Raw genomic sequence first — 19,081 nt, forward strand, 5'->3', positions numbered from 1 at the left:
ATCGGCTGCTCGAAAGACCACACCCGCCCAGTCAGACCGTCACCAACAAGGTTCTAATAGTGTGACTTTCGTCATTTCAATGTAAGTTGATTACAATCAATGACGGAAACGCGATACAATTCGACAACGATGTCAGCCAAATCGTCAATTCCAGTAAGTTGCAGCCGCAGTTGGTTGGCGATCGAGGGCGCCAATTAAACATCCAATTTTTCCTTGTGCCGAGGGTCCAATGGCAAGAGGGGCGCCGGTGGCTCAGAGGGCTCTTACCCGACTGCGTCGCCCTTCCTGCGCGCGGCAACCATCGACGACCTGCCGGGCTATGGTCAGGACCCGTTGATCAAGCCAGAAGATGACGGTGGCAGCGAGGGCGATGGCAGAGAAGAAGGCAGTGGGACACCTGTCGTAGCGAGTGGCGACCCGCCGCCAGTCCTTCACGCGGAGCCGTAACTTAGGAGGCCGCGAGTTCTTTTCGGACAATGCCCGCGCCAGCGCTCAGAGCGTTGAGCTTGCCCCTTGCCACGCGACGGGAAAGAGGCGCCATGCCGCAGTTGGTCGAAGGATAAAGCTTGTCGGCATCGACAAATTGGAGGGCCTTCCGCAGGGTATCGGCGACGTCCTCCGGCGTCTCTATGGTGTCGGTTGCCACATCAATGGCTCCCACCATGACTTTTTTGCCTCGAATGAGTTCGATCAAGTCCAGCGGCACACGAGAATTGTGGCACTCCAGGGAGATGATATCGATCCTGGATTTCTGCAGTTTGGGGAAGGCTTCCTCATATTGCCGCCACTCCAAGCCCAGGCTCTTCTTCCAATCAGTGTTGGCCTTGATGCCGTACCCATAGCAGATGTGTACGGCAGTTTCGCATCGAAGCCCTTCCATCGCCTTTTCCAACGTGGCGACTCCCCAATCGTTCACCTCATCGAAGAAGACGTTGAATGCGGGTTCGTCGAACTGAATGATGTCGATGCCAGCTGCCTCCAGTTCTCTGGCTTCCTGATTAAGGAGCTTGGCGAATTCCTGGGCCAGTTTCTCACGGCTTTTATAATGGTCATCGTACAGCGTATCGATCATGGTCATGGGGCCCGGCAGCGCCCATTTGATCGGCCGATCAGTCTGCTGACGCAGAAACTTCGCGTCCTCGACAAAGACCGGCTTCGGGCGCTCGACGGTGCCCACGACTGTCGGGACGCTCGCATCATAGCGATCGCGAATCCGAACAGTCTCGCGTTTCTCGAAATCAACGCCGCTGAGTTGCTCGATGAAGGTCGTGACGAAATGCTGGCGCGTCTGCTCGCCATCGCTGACAATATCGATGCCCGCCTCAAGCTGATCTGCCAGCGACAGGCGCAACGCATCCTGCTTGCCTTCGACCAATTCGTCGTCCTGCAATCTCCAGGGGGACCAAAGTGTCTCGGGCTGCGCAAGCCAGGAGGGCTTTGGCAAGCTGCCAGCCGTCGAAGTCGGCAATAGTGCTTTCATACATGGATGACCTTGTTAAGCAGCCAGATTAGCGCACAGTCTGTCCAGAATGGCCTGATATGGTTTGATGAAGTGCTCCTGAGCAAACTTGCCTTGCTCGACCGCCAGCCTGCTACGCTCTTCCCGATCATAATTGATTCGAGTGAGCGAATAGTCCTGATATTTGAGGCTCGGCTTATACATCTCCGCCGCCACGGAGTTGGCGTTGTATATCTCCGGACGATAGATTTTCTGGAAAGTTTCCATCGTGCTGATCGTGCTGGCAAGCTCGAGATTGGTGTAATCGCTAAGCAAATCGCTGATATGATAGAGGGCGAAAGGCGCGACACTGTGTCTGGGCATGAAATAGCGAACCTTCATGCCCATCTTCGCGAAGTAATCATCCGTCGCAGAAAATTCGTCGTTCCGATATTCCAAACCCAGCAAGGGATGCTCGTTTCCGGTGCGATAGTAGGTCTTGCTGCTCGACACGCTCAGGCAGATGACCGGCAGCTTTCTGAAATTGTCCCTGTAAGCCTCTGAACTCAGGAACAGCTTGAACAAGTTTCCATGCAGGTCGCCGAACCCCTCCGGCGGACCGGAATTCGCGTGCTTCTTGCTGTGTTCCAGCAGGAGCACACTGAAATCATAGTCCCGGACATAGGATGAGAAGTTGTTCCCGACGATCCCGTCGATGCGCTCGCCGGTCCTTTTGTCGACGATCGTTGTGTGAAGAATCTCGATCAGCGGGAAGAAATCTTTGCTTCCGGAGGCGCTGATATCGATCTCGACCGTGATGATCTCAAGCTCGACCGAATAGCGATCGCCTGTGGGATTGTCCCAATGCGCAAGGGAATTGAACCGGTTGTCGATCATCCGCAGGGTGTTGCGCAAATTCTCCTGACGACCCTCCCCCCTTGCCAGATTGGCGAAATTGGTGGTCACACGCGTATTTTCGGCAGGGCGATAATCCTCGTTGAAGGGCGTGCGCTGTATGGAGAATGCAAAGGCGCTGTGGGTCATGGCCGAATATCCTGGTTTCTGGGATGGGCTCTGGCTGAAGGGGACATGGAAGGTCATGCTGGAACGGCCCGCAGATGGGCGGAGCGAGGCTCTGCCGACCAGATCGTCACGGTAAGCGTGCCGCCGGCGAGATGGTCGACCACCCTGCCCTTCAGAGTCGCCGCCTTCATGAAGTCGAGAACCTCATCATCTCCAAAACCGAGCCGCGCATGGGCATGTTCGCGGCGCAGTTCCTCGCGATCATGCGGCGCGACGTCGATGACGATCAGCTTCCCGGTCGGCTTCAGAATCCGTGCGGATTCGGCGATGACCGCGGCCGGCCGCTGCGCATAGTGCAGGACCTGGTGGAGGACGACCGTATCCGCCGAGCCGGAAGGCAGATCGAGGGCGTTCATGTCGCCTTGGCGCAGCTCGGCATTGGTGACGCCCGCCTGCAACAGCTTCGCCCGGCCAAAGCGCAGCATCTCGGGTGATCGGTCGATGCCGATCATGGAGTCAGCACGACCAGCAAGAAGATGAACCATCGTGCCGGTCCCGGTTCCGATATCGACAAGCGTGCCCACATGATGATCACCGATTGCCAGCAGGATCGCCTCGTCGACATCCTCTGTAGGAACATGGAGCGCGCGGAGCCGGTCCCACTCCGCGGCGTGCGCAGCAAAATAGGCGGCCGCTTCGGCTGAGCGATCCGCGTTGATCGCTTTGAGCCGGGTCGCATCTGCCGCAAGCCAGGGATTTCGGCCATGCACCTCCGCCCAGCGATCGAGCAATGCGAAGACAGGGTCGACGAGCGAAGCCGCGCCAAGCCTGAGGAAAACCCAGTTTCCCTCCTTGCGCCGGCCAACCAGACCGCAGTCGATCAGCATTTTGAGGTGCTTGGAAACCGTGGGCTGCCCCTGAGCGAGCGTGTGAGCGAGTTCTCCCACGGACAGCTCCATCTCCTGAAGCAGATAGAGGATTCTGATGCGGACAGGATCCGCCAGAGCCTGGAGCATGAGGACATCTCGATTCATACATGTCTATATGCCAATATAGGAATATATCGTCAACGCACTTCTCTCCGGCACGCTGATGCGCACAACCCGGAGGCGTGAACGAACCTGACAGCCTCAGAAGCTCAAAACCCGGGTCTCAGGCCCAGAAACCAAGGTAGCGCGAAGCACGCTACAATGAGGCAGCATCAGGCGCTCATTCGGAGCGCTGCAGCGTTACAGCCAGGTCCGGGACCAGAGGCGATAAAAACGGTCGGCTATCGTGGCGCGACCCCACCTGCCTGACGGCACCAGCGTCAAACGAGACCGGGCAATCGATCAGGAAAAGCGGCAAGGCGCCACCTGCCGTTTCGCTTCTCGACAACGCCAGCTCCTGTGATTAGTTTTCGTGGAACGTCCCGCGATTTTTCCAACGATGGAGGGCGGCATGAGCAAGGCCAGCGCGCGTCATGGCGAGGCGGTTCTGGAAGCCGTACGGTCGCCAAGCAGCGCAGGCGTGTCTGCGATTGCGGCCTCATGGTGCCGGTCTGTTCTGAATCACGGGCTTGATCCCGAGCGGCGTGATCAGCGTGAGCGGATCGCCAGCGGTGCATTGTCAGCGCTAAGGGCTGAGCATGAGGGCATGCTGGCGGTTGCCGCGCCAGTCCTCGATCATATGTTTCGGTCGGTTGGGCGGTCGGGCTGTGCAGTGATCCTGAGCGACGCGCGCGGCGTCATCCTGGAGCGCCGTGCGGGCGATGGCGATGCAAAGGGCTTCGCTGCCGCGGGTCTCGTCGAGGGCGCGATGTGGGGCGAAGCCGAGGAAGGGACCAATGGTATCGGCACCTGCCTCTTCGAAGACAAGCCGGTCATCATCCATCGCAATCAGCATTTCGCCAGCCGTAATGTCGGCATCAGTTGCATGGATGCCCCTGTTCACGATCCGCACGGGCGGCTTGTGGGCGCGCTCGATGTGTCGACCTGTCGTGATGACCATGGCCCGGCAATGGCCGAGATGATTGCTGCGCTGGTCCGTGACGCAGCGCGCAAGATCGAGCGTGATTATTTCTGCCGCCATTTCGAAGGGAACCGCATCATATTCCTGTCCGACGATACCGTCGCAGGCACCGCGCTGCTGGCCGTCGATCGCGACGACCTGGTGATCGGTGCCAGCCGGGCGGCCCGACTGCGGCTGGGGCTGAACGACGCCGCTCTGGCTGCGCCGCGCGTGCTTGCTCAGCTGCTTGGAGAAGGCGCCCCGCCCTCATTCGAGGATGCCGACCGGGCGGTGCTTCGCCAGGCATTGGCGCAAGCCGATGGTAATGCCAGCAAAGCCGCACGCTTGCTCGGCATCGGCCGGGCAACCCTGTATCGGCGGATGGCACGGGCCGGGCTGACGCATTGACAGATTGTTGGCTTGACCTGTCTCGCTAGCGAGACAGAAGCCGCTCGCCTCAGGCCCCACCCCTCTTTCCTGTCGCTGGGGCGCTCCTAGCTTTGCTGACAGACGCCCTCCCAACGGCGCCTTACCAGCAAAGGAAGAGGATCAGGCACAATGGCCTCCATCGTTCAGGATCGACCAATCACGAGACTCAAGTCGCCATTCGCGGCGCGCTATGACAATTTCATCGGCGGTCAATGGGTCGCTCCCAAAGCGGGGCGCTATTTCGAGAATGTCTCGCCGGTCACCGGCAACCCGGTGGGCGAAATCGCCCGATCGCAAGCCGAAGATATCGCTGCCGCGCTCGATGCCGCGCATGCCGCCAAAGATGCATGGGGCCAGACCTCCGTCACGGAACGCGCGCTGATCCTCAACCGCATCGCGGACCGGATGGAGGCCAATCTCGAAAAGCTCGCCACGGCCGAGACATGGGACAATGGCAAGCCGATCCGCGAGACCATGGCCGCCGATCTCCCGCTCGCCATCGATCATTTCCGCTATTTCGCCGGCGCCATCCGCGCACAGGAGGGTTCCCTTGGCGAGATCGATCATGACATGGTCGCTTATCATTTCCATGAGCCGCTGGGCGTGGTCGGCCAGATCATTCCGTGGAATTTCCCATTGCTGATGGCCGCCTGGAAAATGGCGCCCGCGCTCGCCGCAGGCAATTGCATCGTGCTGAAGCCGGCCGAACAGACCCCGGCCTCCATCATGGTGTGGATCGATCTGGTAGGCGACCTGCTGCCGCCCGGCGTGCTCAACATCGTCAACGGCTTCGGGCTTGAAGCGGGCAAGCCGCTGGCCACCTCACCGCGGATTTCAAAGATCGCGTTCACCGGCGAGACAACGACCGGCCGCCTCATCATGCAGTATGCCAGCGAGAACCTCATCCCGGTGACGCTGGAACTGGGCGGCAAGTCGCCCAACATCTTCTTCGAGGATGTCGTGCGCGAGGATGATGACTATCTCGACAAGGCAATCGAGGGCTTCGTCATGTTCGCGCTCAATCAGGGCGAGGTGTGCACCTGCCCCAGCCGCGCGCTGATCCATGAAAAGATCTACGACCGCTTCATGGAAAAAGCCCTGAAAAGGGTGGCCGCCATCGTGCAGGGTAGCCCGCTCGATCCGGCCACGATGATTGGGGCGCAGGCATCATCGGAACAACGCGAGAAGATCCTCTCCTATATCGATATCGGCAAGCAGGAAGGCGCCGAACTGCTGATCGGCGGCGGGGCGGCGGATCTGGGCGGCGAGCTGTCGGGCGGCTACTATGTCCAGCCGACGGTCTTCAGAGGCCACAACAAGATGCGGATCTTCCAGGAGGAGATCTTCGGCCCGGTCCTGTCGGTCACCACTTTCAAGGATGAGGCCCAAGCGCTGGAGATCGCCAACGACACGCTTTACGGCCTTGGCGCCGGCGTGTGGAGCCGCGAAGCCAACACCTGCTATCGCTTCGGCCGCGCCATACAGGCCGGGCGCGTCTGGACCAACTGCTACCATGCCTATCCCGCTCATGCGGCCTTCGGTGGCTACAAGCAGTCCGGCATCGGACGCGAGAATCACAAGATGATGCTCGATCACTATCAGCAGACCAAGAATATGCTGGTCAGCTACAGCCCCAGGAAGCTCGGCTTCTTCTGAACGCCCCCCTGCCCGCGCGCCCCTCCTCTTCCGGCGCGCGGGCCCCTCGATCTTAGGAGAAAAGCAATGGCCAAGACCATGAAAGCAGCGGTCGTCCGTGAATTCGGCAAGCCTCTCATCATCGACGAAGTGCCGATCCCGCAAGTCGGCCCCGGCCAGATCCAGGTCGCAATCCAGGCCTCGGGCGTGTGCCACACCGATCTCCATGCCGCCGAGGGCGACTGGCCGGTCAAGCCCAATCCGCCCTTCATCCCCGGACATGAGGGCGTGGGCTTCGTTTCCGCTGTAGGTGCGGGCGTCAAGCATGTGAAGGAAGGCGACCGGGTCGGCGTGCCCTGGCTTTACTCCGCTTGCGGTCACTGTGTGCATTGCCTGGGCGGCTGGGAGACGCTGTGCGAGGCGCAGCAGAACACCGGCTATTCGGTCAATGGCGGTTTTGCAGACTATGTGATCGCCGATCCCAATTATGTCGGTCACCTCCCCGCCAATCTGAGCTTCAACGAGCTGGCTCCGGTGCTCTGTGCCGGTGTGACGGTCTATAAGGGCCTCAAGATGACGGACACCAAGCCGGGCGATTATGTCGCCATTTCCGGCATTGGTGGCCTCGGCCATATGGCGGTGCAATATGCCAAGGCGATGGGCCTGAACGTCGCCGCCATCGACATTGACGACCGCAAGCTCGCACTGGCCCGCAAGCTGGGCGCGGACCTGACGGTCCACGCCCGCCATGAAGACCCTGCCACCATCATCAAGAAGGCCACCGGAGGCGGCGTGAACGGTGTGCTGGTCACGGCGGTCAGTCCCAAGGCGTTCGAGCAGGCGGTCGGCGTCGTCGCGCGTGGCGGCACGGTGGCCCTCAATGGGCTTCCGCCGGGCACCTTCCCGCTCGACATTTTCGGCATGGTGCTGAACGGCATCACGGTGCGCGGTTCCATTGTCGGCACCCGGCTGGACCTGCAGGAAAGCATCGACTTCGCGGCGGAAGGCAAAGTCAAGGCGACCATCGAGACCGCAAAGCTGGAAGACATCAACACCGTCTTCGATCGCATGCACAAGGGCCAGATCGACGGGCGAATCGTGCTGGAAATCGCGAGCTGAGGAGTTCAGCCATGTCCGACGGGTTGAAAAAGGTGCAGCGCGTCGTCGCCACCCCGGCGGCGCTCGACCTGATCGCCGAAATCCGTGCCGAACACGGCCCCTTGCTGTTCCACCAGTCGGGCGGATGCTGCGACGGCTCGTCGCCAATGTGCTATCCGGCGGGCGAGTTCCGCATCGGGGACGGAGACATATTGCTTGGCGAAGCCGGAGGTGCACCCGTCTATATTGGCCGTGCGCAGGGCGCTGCGTGGGCGCACACGCAGTTGATCCTCGATGTCGTGGCCGGGCGGGGCGGCATGTTCAGTCTGGATAACGGACGCGAAAAGCGGTTCCTGACGCGCGGTCGGGTATTCGATGACGCGGAACAGGCATGGTTGCGCGACAACCTCTGACGTGAGCGGCAACTTTCAAAAATCCCAACGCCCCTCGGCCGCCTGCACCCGGGCGATGTCGATGTGAAAGTAGTCGATCGGATGAGCCCTGAAGCGCTTCTTCCAAGCGTCTGCCGCGCTTTCCAGCGCGGCAGACGACCGATGCCGTGGCGTTGCAGGCAGCGATGTAGCGAGAATCGCGTCAGGTGCGGAAGCGATGGTTGCAATGCACAGAGGCAATCCTCCAGGGGCAACAGCGTGCAGCGGCGGAACGCCACGGCCATCGCCTCTTCCTCGGGCGTGAGGACGGTGAAATGAGTGGCCCTGGCCCTCATCGGCGGTTCGCTGAAATGGGTCCGCTTGCGCCACTTCTGTACCGTCGTCGAGCTGATCCCATACCGATCGGCCAGTGCTCTCACGCCCTCTTCACTATGCCGTATCGCTCGACGGACTGTCTGTCGTTGGGGCGCTGCCCATGATGATCAATCGTACCACCATATTGCGGGAGCAGACGCCTAAAGCACTTCGAAAAATCTTATCAGCGCAGAAGCGTCGTTCGGCTCCTCTATCACGCCGACGAAAAACAGGCCGAGCACCCAATTATGGTCGCTGCGCACATCGACATCCATCCAGCTCGTGACGCGCTGGTACCCATCGAGGCGCGCGTAGCCGATGTTACGAATATAGAGCCATTCACCTTTCTTGTCGCGCAGGACGATGTGCGTGTTGAGATCGGTTACGCCGTCGGTCCGTTTGAGCGAGTAGTCGCCTCCGCCGCTCGGATAGACTGCGCCCTCGATCTTGCCCGATATGGCGCCCCCGACGATCTTGCGCATGCGGCGCTCGCCATGCGGGGTCTGCTCAATGCGCACGGGCTCGAACTCCAGGCGGACCTCGAAGGCGGGCGCGAAACCGATTTTGGCAATGAACTGTGGCTCACGATCGAGCGCAATGGACAACTCAGTCATTACAACACCTCGTAATAGGTGAAGACGGTCCGATCGGGATCGGTCCTGCGCAGCCCGTGGCCGATGATCAAGCTGTGATTCAGCCAGTCATGCGGGCTATCCTTAGGCGCATCGAAAAAGGGCGAGGTCCTCATTCTGAGCGGCACGTCCTTGTCTGGTGGCGCGACGAAGTCCTGATTGATCGGCGCGCCAGCTTCCCGCGGTGGCAGCCCCCGGTCGAGCGCAGTCGCCGGATCCCAGTCGACCCGGCGCATATAGCCGCGATTGTTGATGTAGATCTGGTGCCCATCGTTCGCCTCGAACATGTAGTGCGCGTCCAGCGGACCACCGCCGCCGCCAAAGTCCGCACCGCCATAAGGCACGACCTTGCCCTGCAGACGCGGCCCCCAGATATCGCCGCCAATCGTCGGCACGAAGGCACGCCGGAAGGGCGCCTCGATCATGATGCGCTCGCGGAAGAACACGCTGACGGAGAAGGCCCAGCGATAGGAGACGCCACTCATCGTTTCGATGGGCGAAAGGGGCGGAGATATCTGCGGATCGCTCATGTCATGACCTTCCTCTCGAGGGTTGGAGCGGCACTGTATTGATCCGTTGCCGGACCGGAAATTTTGCGGGAGGCACCACTGGACATGCGGCGCTCAACCGCTCATTCAGGCGTCCATGAGTGGCGCCAAACCGACCGAAACTCGCGCTGTTGGAAATAGCCAGCGGCCTGCGCGAGCCAGCCGACTGAGCGCGGTCCATCGTGGCGATGTCACCTTGCCGGCGGAACTCAGCAACGCCGTGGGCTTCCAGATCAGGCGTGCGACGGGCGTTGCCGATGCGCTGTTCGCCGAGACATTTGGCGACATGGAAATCAACGCGGCACAATATGCCATTCTGATGGTCGTTCGCCACAATCCGGGTTGTCCGACTTCGGCGGCAGGAAGCATGGTCGGCATTGCCCCCAATAATTTCGTTCCCCTGCTCGATAGCCTGACGGCGCGGGGCTATATCCGCCGGACTCTGAGCACCAAGGACCGCCGCGTCCGGCACCTGCGGCTCACCCCGCGCGGCGAGGAGTTCTGCGAGGCGCTGGTGGCGCGGCACGAGGCGATCCAGGCCAGGATCGAAGAGCGCATGGGGCATGGGTCTGTCGCCGAGTTTCTGAGGTTGCTGAAGCTCTATTGCGGCGCCTGATCGGCGGCCAGGCCATCGCCCAGATGTTCGATCATCGCGGCATTGAAGGCCTGCGGATTTTCGACATTGCTGAGATGCGCCGCGTTCGGCAGGACGACGCTGCGGCCGTTCCGCACGCTCTGCGTGATGAGTGGCAGCGCGGCGCCGCGCGGGCCGTCTTCCGCTCCGCCGATGACGAGGGTCGGCGCGGAAATCGATGGCAGAGCGTCACGCAGATCGACATCGCGCAGGGCGCTTGCGTTGCCCGCATAACCCGCGACCGGCATCCCGGCCATGGCCGCCACGAGCCTCTCCACGGCATCTTTCCGTCCGGCGCGAAAGCCCTCGCTCAACCAGCTCTCGATGGTCGTGCGGGCGATGTCCGCCATACCTTCGGCGCGCGCCCGCGCGGCGAGATCGTCCCACATCTGCTTGTTCGGGATGAAGGGCGTCGTATTGGCGAGCACCAGACGGCCAATGCGCTCGGGATGATGCGCAGCCAGCCACATGCCCGTCATGCCGCCCTGCGAAACGCCGATGAAATCGGCGCGCGCGATGCCGAGGGCGTCCATGATCGCGAGGACGTCGCTCCCGAGGAGCGCGACGGAATAGTCGCCCTCCGGAGCCTCGCTCGCCCCCTGCCCGCGTGTATCGAAGCGCACGACGCGCCGCCCGGCGAGCGCGGGCATCTGGGCATCAAAGCAGGCAATATCGCCGCCGATATGGTGGGACAGTATGACGGGGACGCCATCCGGCGGACCTTCGACGAGAACATTGAGGCGGCAATCGCCACTGGCGATGAAGGGCATTGATCGGCTCCAGCTCAAAGGGTGGTCGAGCCCCAGCGGGCCGCGGGTGCCCATGGGGTTTCCATATAATAGGGAACGGCGATGAAGGTCGCCTCGACCGCCGTGATCCGGCCGGCCTTGATCTTGAACAGCTCCAGCAGGTGCCAGCTATGCGGCTCGCGGAAGATCGACTTCATCGCCGTCCCGTCGGTCAGCACATAATCGTCGAGAATGCCCTTATGGTCGATGAACCCCCGTGCCATCACGAGGCCCCTTGCCTCATCGACCACGACAAAGTCCCGGTCGCGCACACGCTCGTTGAAGCGATAGCGGCCTAGCCGGAACAGCTTCTCGACATCGGCATAGGCCTTGCCATTCTCGTAGCGCACGCAGTCCTCGGTGAAGGCGGTGTTGCGGATCGCGCCGTCATTCTGCTCCAGCGTCTCGAAATAGCCGTTCGCGATGCCGATCAGCGCGGAGCGGTCCATCCGCTCATGGTCGGCGACCGGCTGCGCGAGATCGAGATCATGCCGGAACTCGTCGACCGGCCCGATGGGCGTGGGAGGACCCGACAGGTTGCGCGGGGTGCTGAAGACATGCTCGGCCTCGATAATTTCGTCTCCTTCGAGGCGCAGGCGAATGGCGAGATATCCGGCAACATCGAGCGTGCGGATCGCCGTGAAGATGCCGATGCTGCGCTGCACCGTGTCGACCAGCGTCAGCGCCGGCCCCAGTTCCTCGGAGATGCTGTCCCAGGTTCCATCGGGAAACGGCAAGGCAACGCTGTTTTCGCTGAAGCGGATCGTCGCGGCGATCGGCGCCCGCGAAGGGTCTCGCGCGGCATAGGCCGCTCGATAGGCGTCGGCGATGCGATGAAGCCTGCCTTCCTCGGCCAGATCGGTCATGGGGTCGGTCCTTTCGCGGGCGTGAAGATACGCGCAGCCTCCAGGTCGTCGCGCAGACGGCCGGATGCGAGCACCATGAGAATGGAAGCGATCACGACGCAGATGGTGGCCACGATCATCGAATAGCGCACGGCCTCGTCGCCATAGAGGCCGGCCCAGCGATCGTTCAGCCAGCCGATCGCCAGAGGGCCGATGATCTGCCCGACCATGTTGACGCAGAACAGAAAGATGGCGGCCGTCGTGGCGCGCATCGAGGGCGGGACGATGGCGACCATGGCCGCATAACTCGGGCCGAAATGCATGGCGCCGGCAAGCGAGGCGAGCCCAAGGCCGGTCAGGGCAATCGGCAAGTCGTCCGACAGCAGGAACAATAGCTCCGCCGGCACCGAGATCGCTGCCCCGATGGCGGGGAGAAGAAGCAGCCAGCGCGGGTTCCTGCGCGCGGCCCAGCCGGCCAGCGCGCCGCCGCCGATCACGCCGACGATGCTCGAGAGCCCCCGGATCGGACCGAAAGCGGCCGCCGCCTCGCCTGGCGTCAGGCCGTGCACGCGCATCAGGAAAGTCGGTGTCCAGGTGATCATGGCATAGGTCGTGACGGCGAGGCAGGCGCCCGAGGCGCACATCAGGCCGAAGCTGCGCCGCGTGCGCAGCCAGGCCCAGACCGTGCCGAAGGACGGCGCGTCGGCCTTGCCGTCCTTGCCGAGCCGCTGCGGCTCGGGAACGGTCAGGAAGAGCAGGATGGCGATGACGATGCCGAAGGAGCCGGCCACGAAATAGGCCGAGCGCCAGCCATGATGCTGGGCAATATAGCCCGCGACGGGGAGCATTAGCAGCGCCGAGAGGCCCGACCCGGAGGTCATGATCGAGAGCGCCAACGGCCGGCCGCGCGGGCCGAACCGGTCGGACAGCATGGCCGTGGTGGGGGCGATGCCCGCCGCTTCCGCCGCGCCCATCAGAAAGCGCGTCAGGGCAAGTTGCGCGACATTGGTGACGGCGCCGGTCAGCACCGTCATGAGGCTCCAGGCCGCGCAACCGAGCGCAAGGATGTTCCGCCGGTTGCCGCGATCGGCCAGCCGCGCGATCGGCACGCCGAGGCCGGAATAGAGCAGCACGAAGGCGAAGCCGGTGATGAGGCCGAGCATCGTGTCCGAGATGTGCAGTTCCTGCTTGATGAGTGGCAGGACGATACTGAGGATGCTGCGATCCAGGAAGCTCAGCGCATAGATGATGGTCACGACGACCAGCGTGTAGATGGAGATCGGCGTCCAGTCGCCGCCTGGCTCCGCCCAGCCGGGCGGGGTTTGCTGAGTGGCCTCACCAGACATTGAGTTGCGCATCGCTATACCACCGGGCATGGACCTGAACATTGGCGCGGAAGGGCAGGATGACCCGGCCGACCGCACCATCCTCCGGATGCCGTGCATCCGCCACCACCAGTTCGGTGCGCATCTCGGCATAGTTACTGGCGGTTCCGATCAGCCAGCCATCCCCTTCCTCGGCCTGATCATGTCGCGGCACGAATGTCACCTCCTGCAGGGCGTGGGTTGGCCCGGCGTAGAAGGCGCGCATCGTGCGGTCCTTCATATCGAACACGCCATAGCTGTTCGTCAGGCGCCGCGCGCCGGTGCCGAGGCGATCCCGGTCGACCGGCTTGGTCGGGTCGTTGAACGAGGTATAGGCATAGCGCGTCTCGCGCCCCACGAACCGTTCGTCGACGCGTCCCAGATCGACCACGGCCAGATCCGGGAACAGGACCTCCTCCCGGAAGCTCTCATCGCTGGAATTGAGATCGAAGGTCAGCCGCCGGATCAGCGCGCGGCTCTTGAAGGGATCCCATCTGGAGCCATCCGCGAACGGGAAGAAGGGGAACGGATTGTCCTCGAACATCGGCGCATCAAGGATGACCTTGTCGCCCGCCGTCCAGGCATTGAACGTGTGGATGACAGCGCGGGTCGGCCCCTTGAACCAGCGCAGGTCCTTCGCCTCGCCATCGCGCGGGATGATGCCGTAATAGCTGGGCCTCGTCCCGTCCCAGTGCCAGTGGATCTTGCCTGCCTTGAGCCGCTCCAGATCGGTCACATAGCCGAACACAGGGAAAATCACATGTTTCTCGGTGATCGCGAAATCATGGATCATGCTGACATAGGGCATTTTGAGCCGGGTCTCGCGCGTCACCGCGCCGGCGCGATCAATGGTATAGAGGAACACGTCGTTGGTCGCGGGGCCGGTCGCTTCATAGCCGAAGGTGACCATCTCGCCGGTCACCGGATCGACCTTGGGGTGGGCAGTGAAGGTCTGGCTGCGATAGCGCCCGCCGAAATTGTGAAAGCCCCTGGTTTCGAGCGTGACCGGGTCGATCTGCGTCGGCGGCGCGTCTTCCTTGAGCGCGAACAGGCGTCCGGCATTCACTTCGACATTGGTGTTGGCCACCGTATTGCGCCACGGCTCGTCGACGTGACGGACCGACGGATCGGTATCGAAGGGGTTGCGATAATAGCCGTAAAGCTGACGGTCGGCGGCGCGATTGTTGCGATACCGCTCCGTGTCGATCCAGCGGCCCTTATAGTCGACGCGGCCATTGCGGAACCGGAACCGGCTCACATAACCGTCCTGGCTGAAGGGTGAATCATCCTTGTGCGCCGGTGGATAGGCCCAGTCGCCTCCGACACGAATGAAGGCGCCGTTCAGCCCGTCGGGGATAGTCCCCTCGATCTGGCAACGGGGCACCTCCGCCTCGAAACCCTGCGGGGCAAAAAAGTCTGATGTTTGGGACATTTGGGGGATGACTCTCGATCCGGCAGCTGGGTTGGAGGAAAGGTGAGGATGGTGGGCAAAAGGCTGGTTCAACCTGGATAGCGGGTGGCGCGCGAAAGAAGCGCCGCGAAGGAGGCCATGTCGCGCTCCTTCTCGACCTCCCCGATCCGCTGGCGCAGTTCATCGGCCAGGCCCTTCGGGACGTTTCCGGCAAACGCCACCTGCTGGTAGAATTTCCGCTCCACCTCCTCGACGGTGCTGCCCGCGTAACGGCGGGGCCGGCCGATCAGCCTTTCGGTCAACACGGTGCCATCCCGGCGTCGAACACCGAGCCGGATTCCCGTCTCGCCCGCCGGGAGCTGGGTCAGCGTCGTGCGCTCGATGAGGCTGACCAGGGCCGGATCGGCAATCGCCGGGAGGGCATAATCTTCCTGCCGCAGATCGCCGCGCAGCAGCGCGGTCGCACAGGCAAAGGCCAGGCTGAAATTGGTCTGCGAATGCAACGACGGCCCGGCGCGCAACGGCTTGGAGATGAACAGCCCAAGGATACGGGGCTCGACCTCGATCGTCACGGAATCGATCGTCGCGGGATCGAGCTTTTCCCGCGCGCGCAGGGTCAGCGCGCTTTCGATCGCGGGGTGCGTGGCCGCGCAGGATGGCCAGGGCTTGAAATAGATCTCACCATTCCATTCCTGCCCCAACCCGCCGGTCAGCAGATCGGGCCGGGCACAACCCGCCGTGAACTGCGCATAGAAGCCGCACGGCGAGAGCAACGGATCGGTCATGCCGCTCCAGCCGATTTCGGCGAAGCGCGCCGCCAGGACGCCGTTGCGCGCCGCCGTGCCTTGCAGGATCTTCCAGCTATTGGCTCCATCCCAGACATTCTGGACCGTGCCGCCGATCTGATCGGCGGCGATGCCGAGCGCCTGCCGCGCCTTTTCCGGCGAGAGCTTTCTCGAATGCGCGGCGATTGCGGCGGCTGCCATGGTGACATGGAGCGGAACGCCGTCCCAGCCGTCATTGAAATCGAGGCCCGACGCCGCGATGGACCGGGCGGCGAGATCGTCGCCGAGCGCAAGCGATGTCAGGAACGCCTTGCCATCGGACTTGGCCGCTTCCGCCAGCGCCAGCGCCGTCATGACGGTCGTCGGCGCATTGTGGGAGGGTGAGATGACATCCCGCACCTTCACCGTCATGACCTCGAAGTCGAACGCGCGCGCGAGCATCGCATTGGCCATTGCCGCATCGGGAACCGACGCCTTGCGATCAAGGCCGAAGACGGTCGCGTCGCCGCCGCTGTCGCTGGCGAGCAGTTCGGACATCGACCTTTGATTTTCGCCGCGCAGGCCGCCAATGGCGCAGCCGATGACATCGAGAAGCCGCAGCTTGGTGCGTTCGCGGGCGCCGGCGTCCAACTGGTCGAAGCGGGCGGACGCGACATGATTTGCGATGACCGCGCTGAGGCCGCCATCCTCGCGGCTGGGCGCGGGCTTCTGCCGCGCGGCCCTGGTGGGCGCCGGCGCCGGGGGCGGCGTCGATGCGGCCAGCGTGGCGGCCGGCAGCGCCAGAGCTGCGCCGGCCAGGACGGTGCGGCGGCCGAGCGCCATGCGATCAGAAGCGGACATTGACGCCCACCGTGAAGGTGCGACCGATCGTGTCATAATAGATCCCGTTCGTCAGGGTGAAGACCGTTGTCGATGGCAGGGCCGGCGGCGCGGTGTTGAACAGGTTGTTCACGCCCGCGAACAGCCGGAACCTCTCCCCCACCTCCTGGCTCGCCTGCAGGTTGAGATATTGATAGGCCGGGACGTGGTTGTTGTTGATCGACGTCGCGGCATTCAGGTTTGCCGTATTGTCGATATTGCCCGCCGAGATCGTGGTGACTTGCCCGGTCAGCGAGAAGCCGCCGCTCTGATAGGTGAGAGACGTGTTCGACCGGAAACGCGGCAGGCCGGCCGGGCTGTTGTCCTTCACATAGTCGATCGTCGCCGAGCCGTTGCCGAGATTGCTGTAATAGTGGAAGACATAAGTTCCGCTGAAGCTCAGCGTGAGCGACCCGTTCCAACCATCCCTGATGTCACTGAGCGGCAAACGATAGCTGCCGGCAATGTCCAGTCCGTTGGTGCGCAGCGACGCGGCGTTGAGATAGCGGGCATTATAGGCCGTCGGCGTCGTCCCTGCGAAGGTGAAGAGCGAGCAGAAATAGGTCTGCCCCGCCGAGCACAGATTGCCCGCGACCGTGCCCGACACCGTCGTCACGGCATCCTTCAGATCAATATTATAATAGTCGACCGAGAGGGTGAAGCGCGGCGCGAAGCTGGGATTGATCACGGCGCCGATCGTCAGCGTGTCGGCCTTTTCCGGCCGCAGCGCCGCATTGCCGATCGTGGCGTTTTGCGGGATCAGCGCTGCGGTTACGCCATTGACGGTCGCCGAGAGATTGGTGACCGCGCCGGCGGAGAACAGCTCGAAGATGGCAGGCGCGCGGATATCGCGCGAACGGGTGGCGCGAAAACGAAGGCCGTCAAACGGTTCCCACACCGCCCCGCCCTTCCAGGTCGTCTGGGTGCCGGCCGTGCTGTAGTCGGCAACGCGCAGAGCGCCGTTCAGGTCCAGCGAGCGCAGGCCGGGCAGATCCCGGGCGAGCGGGACGATCGCCTCGACATAGCCTTCCTTGACATTGAACCGGCCGCTGTAGGGCGCCGCGTTCGACGTCTCATAGAGCCCGGCTGCGGCGACCGCATCGGCACCGACCACTTCCTTCTCGCGGCGATATTCGGCACCGAGCGCGACCGAGACCGGCCCGGCCCAGGTCGAAAAGGGCGTGCCGCGCAGGTTGGCCGCGGCCGTCACCTGATCATATTTGGCGGTCGCGACCGAACGATCCAGAATATAGTCGATAGCAGCGGCAGACGGCGTACCGTTGCCGAACAGATTGATGGGCACACAGCCGGCTGCATTGGCATTGAAGGACGGACCCGGCAGCGTCGCGCGGCAAACGATGTCATTGCCCGATTGCACCGCATCCGTCGCAAAGCGGAACTTGGTGAGATTGCGGTTGTTGGGAACCGTCTGCCGATAGTCATTCTCGGCCCAGGTGACATGCGCATCCCATGACCAGCCGCCGCCGATCTTGCCCGAGGCCCCGGCCATCAGGCGCGGAGTGCGATTGGTGACGTGGACCTTGAACAGGCCGATATCATAATCGAGACGCGAGATGGTGAAGCTCGGCAGGGCGCCCATCGCGCTGCGCACGACCGCCGGAATATAGGGATTGCTGGCGAGGATCGTCACCGCCGCATCGCGCGGTGGCAGCGCCGTCATCTGCGCGCGCGTCTCGGAATAGGAGGCCTCGGCTTTCAGGGTCAGCGCGTCGCTGAACTCATATTCGGCATGGAGATAGGGATTGAAGCGCTCGATCCCGGGCGCCAGCGAGACACCGCGCGCCAGCGACTGGCCCTGGCCGCCGATCTGGAGGGAGGCATTGCGAATGCCTCCCCCGTCGAAAGGCGCCACGGTCGTCGCCGATGTGAACTCGTAATTGCGCAGGGAGAAGGTCGCTGGGCCGGTGATGAGTCCCCCGAGCGACGAGCCTGCGTGGACGTTGGTGGCGATGATGTTCGCGGGCTGCCCATTGGTCGCAAAGGCAGGATTGGCGACGCGGCCATATTCATTGGCACCCCAGGGTCGCGTGTAGATGTCCCCGACTTCGTCGTTCTTCACATAGTCGATGCCGGCGACGATATGACCACCCTCACCGAACGCGGCCCCGCCCAGAGCCGCAAGGCGATAATTGCCGGCGTCGCCATATTTGCTGACGCCGGCCTGAGCGCGCAGCTCCAGCCCGGTGAACCGGTTTTTGAGGATGATGTTGACGACGCCCGCCACCGCATCCGAGCCCCACTGCGCCGAGGCACCGCCAGTCACGACCTCGACACGTTCTACCATGAGCGTCGGGATGGTGTTGAGATCCGGCGCGCTCGGCGTCGTGCCCGTGCCATTACTGGCGGGAGCCAGTGGAGGAACACGCGCGCCGTTGACCAGAACCAATGTACGCGCGGCCCCCAGGCCACGCAGATCGGCGGTTGAGGCGCCGGGGGTCTGGGTGCGAATGGCATTCGCGCTCGGGCTGGTGGTTGCCCGGAAGACGGGCTGTTCGTTCAGCAACTGAGCGACGTTGGTCACCTGGCGATTGTCAATCGCATCCGAGCCAATAACGGCGGTCGGTGTCGGTGCGTCCGCTCCGTGGGGGGCAGCGCGCGAGGCAGTCACGATAATGTCCGCTGCCGTGGCTTGGCTGCCGATCTCGGCTTGCTCGACCTGAGGTGTGGGCTGCGCCATTGCCGCACTCGGCAGTGTGAGAGCGCTTGCCGCCGAACTCATGAGCAGCGTCCTGCGCAGGCGTCGTCCACCCCGACAGAAAAATTCCGTCATCTTCCCTCTCCATATGATTCTTATTTAGTTCTTGAGAAAGAACTATTCTGAAAAAAGCACTTCTGTC

The 19,081-nt window shown here is 62.8% G+C and carries 16 protein-coding genes and 2 pseudogenes; 5 read left to right on the forward strand and 13 right to left on the reverse strand.

Going from position 1 to position 19,081, the window contains the following annotated elements; genetic code table 11:
- Positions 1 to 339: 339 nt before the first annotated feature.
- From HNP60_RS13420 to HNP60_RS13435, 4 genes and pseudogenes are all read right to left on the reverse strand, one after another.
- Positions 340 to 438 (reverse strand): annotated as a pseudogene (locus tag HNP60_RS13420) (IS5 family transposase); the annotation flags it as partial.
- A gap of 10 nt (positions 439 to 448) precedes the next feature.
- Positions 449 to 1,480: a methionine synthase gene (locus HNP60_RS13425; RefSeq protein ID WP_184154616.1), complete on the reverse strand. Its 1,032-nt coding sequence runs from the start codon at positions 1,478 to 1,480 to the stop codon at positions 449 to 451.
- A 15-nt stretch (positions 1,481 to 1,495) separates the two neighbouring features.
- Entirely contained in the window at positions 1,496 to 2,482 is a 987-nt protein-coding gene (locus HNP60_RS13430; protein WP_184154619.1) for a DUF1852 domain-containing protein, read from the reverse strand.
- 53 nt (positions 2,483 to 2,535) lie between these two features.
- Entirely contained in the window at positions 2,536 to 3,495 is a 960-nt protein-coding gene (locus HNP60_RS13435) for an ArsR/SmtB family transcription factor (protein WP_184154622.1), read from the reverse strand.
- A 601-nt stretch (positions 3,496 to 4,096) separates the two neighbouring features.
- On the opposite strand from HNP60_RS13435, the gene HNP60_RS13440 reads away from it, so the two are divergent.
- The 4 genes from HNP60_RS13440 (at position 4,097) to HNP60_RS13455 (ending at position 8,025) form a co-directional block, all read left to right on the forward strand.
- On the forward strand, positions 4,097 to 4,858 hold the full coding sequence (locus HNP60_RS13440; RefSeq protein WP_260395053.1) for a GAF domain-containing protein: 762 nt from the start codon (positions 4,097 to 4,099) through the stop codon (positions 4,856 to 4,858).
- Between the two features lie 150 nt (positions 4,859 to 5,008).
- The gene (gene adh / locus HNP60_RS13445) at positions 5,009 to 6,535 is read left to right on the forward strand and encodes an aldehyde dehydrogenase (RefSeq protein ID WP_184154628.1); all 1,527 of its coding nucleotides are present in this window, start codon (positions 5,009 to 5,011) and stop codon (positions 6,533 to 6,535) included.
- Positions 6,536 to 6,601: 66 nt separating this feature from the next.
- Complete coding sequence (gene adhP, locus HNP60_RS13450) at positions 6,602 to 7,633, forward strand: alcohol dehydrogenase AdhP (RefSeq protein ID WP_184154631.1); 1,032 nt, start codon at positions 6,602 to 6,604, stop codon at positions 7,631 to 7,633.
- 11 nt (positions 7,634 to 7,644) lie between these two features.
- Positions 7,645 to 8,025 (forward strand): DUF779 domain-containing protein, encoded by a 381-nt coding sequence (locus HNP60_RS13455; protein ID WP_184154634.1) that lies wholly within the window; start codon positions 7,645 to 7,647, stop codon positions 8,023 to 8,025.
- Between the two features lie 27 nt (positions 8,026 to 8,052).
- Here the strand turns inward: HNP60_RS13455 and HNP60_RS20025 are convergent.
- The 3 genes and pseudogenes from HNP60_RS20025 to HNP60_RS13465 form a co-directional block, all read right to left on the reverse strand.
- Positions 8,053 to 8,502: pseudogene (locus tag HNP60_RS20025) on the reverse strand (transposase family protein); the annotation flags it as partial.
- Between the two features lie 17 nt (positions 8,503 to 8,519).
- A complete protein-coding gene (locus HNP60_RS13460; RefSeq protein WP_184154637.1) occupies positions 8,520 to 8,972 on the reverse strand; it encodes a DUF3237 family protein in 453 nt (150 codons plus the stop codon).
- Positions 8,972 to 9,520: a DUF3237 domain-containing protein gene (locus HNP60_RS13465; protein ID WP_014077041.1), complete on the reverse strand. Its 549-nt coding sequence runs from the start codon at positions 9,518 to 9,520 to the stop codon at positions 8,972 to 8,974. The genes HNP60_RS13460 and HNP60_RS13465 overlap by 1 nt, the downstream gene beginning before the upstream one ends.
- A gap of 214 nt (positions 9,521 to 9,734) precedes the next feature.
- Here HNP60_RS13465 and HNP60_RS13470 point away from each other — a divergent pair, with 214 nt between their 5' ends.
- Positions 9,735 to 10,154, forward strand: coding sequence for a MarR family winged helix-turn-helix transcriptional regulator (locus HNP60_RS13470; protein WP_260394886.1), 420 nt, complete (start codon positions 9,735 to 9,737; stop codon positions 10,152 to 10,154).
- Here the strand turns inward: HNP60_RS13470 and HNP60_RS13475 are convergent.
- The 6 genes from HNP60_RS13475 to HNP60_RS13500 form a co-directional block, all read right to left on the reverse strand.
- Complete coding sequence (locus HNP60_RS13475; RefSeq protein WP_184154643.1) at positions 10,139 to 10,942, reverse strand: alpha/beta fold hydrolase; 804 nt, start codon at positions 10,940 to 10,942, stop codon at positions 10,139 to 10,141. The two genes, HNP60_RS13470 and HNP60_RS13475, sit on opposite strands and share 16 nt — an antisense overlap.
- Positions 10,943 to 10,956: 14 nt before the next feature.
- On the reverse strand, positions 10,957 to 11,826 hold the full coding sequence (locus HNP60_RS13480; RefSeq protein ID WP_184154646.1) for a DUF8021 domain-containing protein: 870 nt from the start codon (positions 11,824 to 11,826) through the stop codon (positions 10,957 to 10,959).
- Positions 11,823 to 13,151 (reverse strand): spinster family MFS transporter, encoded by a 1,329-nt coding sequence (locus HNP60_RS13485; RefSeq protein ID WP_184154649.1) that lies wholly within the window; start codon positions 13,149 to 13,151, stop codon positions 11,823 to 11,825. The genes HNP60_RS13480 and HNP60_RS13485 overlap by 4 nt, the downstream gene beginning before the upstream one ends.
- On the reverse strand, positions 13,141 to 14,601 hold the full coding sequence (locus tag HNP60_RS13490; RefSeq protein ID WP_184154652.1) for a carotenoid oxygenase family protein: 1,461 nt from the start codon (positions 14,599 to 14,601) through the stop codon (positions 13,141 to 13,143). Before HNP60_RS13490 ends, HNP60_RS13485 begins: the two co-directional genes overlap by 11 nt.
- Before the next feature lie 68 nt (positions 14,602 to 14,669).
- Complete coding sequence (locus tag HNP60_RS13495) at positions 14,670 to 16,205, reverse strand: MmgE/PrpD family protein (protein WP_184154654.1); 1,536 nt, start codon at positions 16,203 to 16,205, stop codon at positions 14,670 to 14,672.
- Entirely contained in the window at positions 16,192 to 18,963 is a 2,772-nt protein-coding gene (locus tag HNP60_RS13500) for a TonB-dependent receptor (protein WP_260394887.1), read from the reverse strand. The genes HNP60_RS13495 and HNP60_RS13500 overlap by 14 nt, the downstream gene beginning before the upstream one ends.
- Positions 18,964 to 19,081: the final 118 nt, after the last annotated feature.

The sequence above is a fragment of the Sphingobium lignivorans genome, assembly GCF_014203955.1.
In the GTDB taxonomy this organism is placed as follows: domain Bacteria; phylum Pseudomonadota; class Alphaproteobacteria; order Sphingomonadales; family Sphingomonadaceae; genus Sphingobium; species Sphingobium lignivorans.

What these genes read in the sequence shown, in the direction of transcription:
- HNP60_RS13435 (WP_184154622.1), bottom strand. Translation starts at nt 3,495, where the DNA reads ATGAATCGAGATGTCCTCATGCTCCAGGCTCTGGCGGATCCTGTCCGC.
- HNP60_RS13490 (WP_184154652.1), bottom strand. Translation starts at nt 14,601, where the DNA reads ATGTCCCAAACATCAGACTTTTTTGCCCCGCAGGGTTTCGAGGCGGAG.
- HNP60_RS13475 (WP_184154643.1), bottom strand. Translation starts at nt 10,942, where the DNA reads ATGCCCTTCATCGCCAGTGGCGATTGCCGCCTCAATGTTCTCGTCGAA.
- HNP60_RS13495 (WP_184154654.1), bottom strand. Translation starts at nt 16,205, where the DNA reads ATGTCCGCTTCTGATCGCATGGCGCTCGGCCGCCGCACCGTCCTGGCC.
- adh (WP_184154628.1), top strand. Translation starts at nt 5,009, where the DNA reads ATGGCCTCCATCGTTCAGGATCGACCAATCACGAGACTCAAGTCGCCA.
- HNP60_RS13430 (WP_184154619.1), bottom strand. Translation starts at nt 2,482, where the DNA reads ATGACCCACAGCGCCTTTGCATTCTCCATACAGCGCACGCCCTTCAAC.
- HNP60_RS13425 (WP_184154616.1), bottom strand. Translation starts at nt 1,480, where the DNA reads ATGAAAGCACTATTGCCGACTTCGACGGCTGGCAGCTTGCCAAAGCCC.
- HNP60_RS13460 (WP_184154637.1), bottom strand. Translation starts at nt 8,972, where the DNA reads ATGACTGAGTTGTCCATTGCGCTCGATCGTGAGCCACAGTTCATTGCC.
- HNP60_RS13500 (WP_260394887.1), bottom strand. Translation starts at nt 18,963, where the DNA reads ATGAGTTCGGCGGCAAGCGCTCTCACACTGCCGAGTGCGGCAATGGCG.
- HNP60_RS13440 (WP_260395053.1), top strand. Translation starts at nt 4,097, where the DNA reads ATGCTGGCGGTTGCCGCGCCAGTCCTCGATCATATGTTTCGGTCGGTT.
- adhP (WP_184154631.1), top strand. Translation starts at nt 6,602, where the DNA reads ATGGCCAAGACCATGAAAGCAGCGGTCGTCCGTGAATTCGGCAAGCCT.
- HNP60_RS13480 (WP_184154646.1), bottom strand. Translation starts at nt 11,826, where the DNA reads ATGACCGATCTGGCCGAGGAAGGCAGGCTTCATCGCATCGCCGACGCC.
- HNP60_RS13465 (WP_014077041.1), bottom strand. Translation starts at nt 9,520, where the DNA reads ATGAGCGATCCGCAGATATCTCCGCCCCTTTCGCCCATCGAAACGATG.
- HNP60_RS13485 (WP_184154649.1), bottom strand. Translation starts at nt 13,151, where the DNA reads ATGTCTGGTGAGGCCACTCAGCAAACCCCGCCCGGCTGGGCGGAGCCA.
- HNP60_RS13455 (WP_184154634.1), top strand. Translation starts at nt 7,645, where the DNA reads ATGTCCGACGGGTTGAAAAAGGTGCAGCGCGTCGTCGCCACCCCGGCG.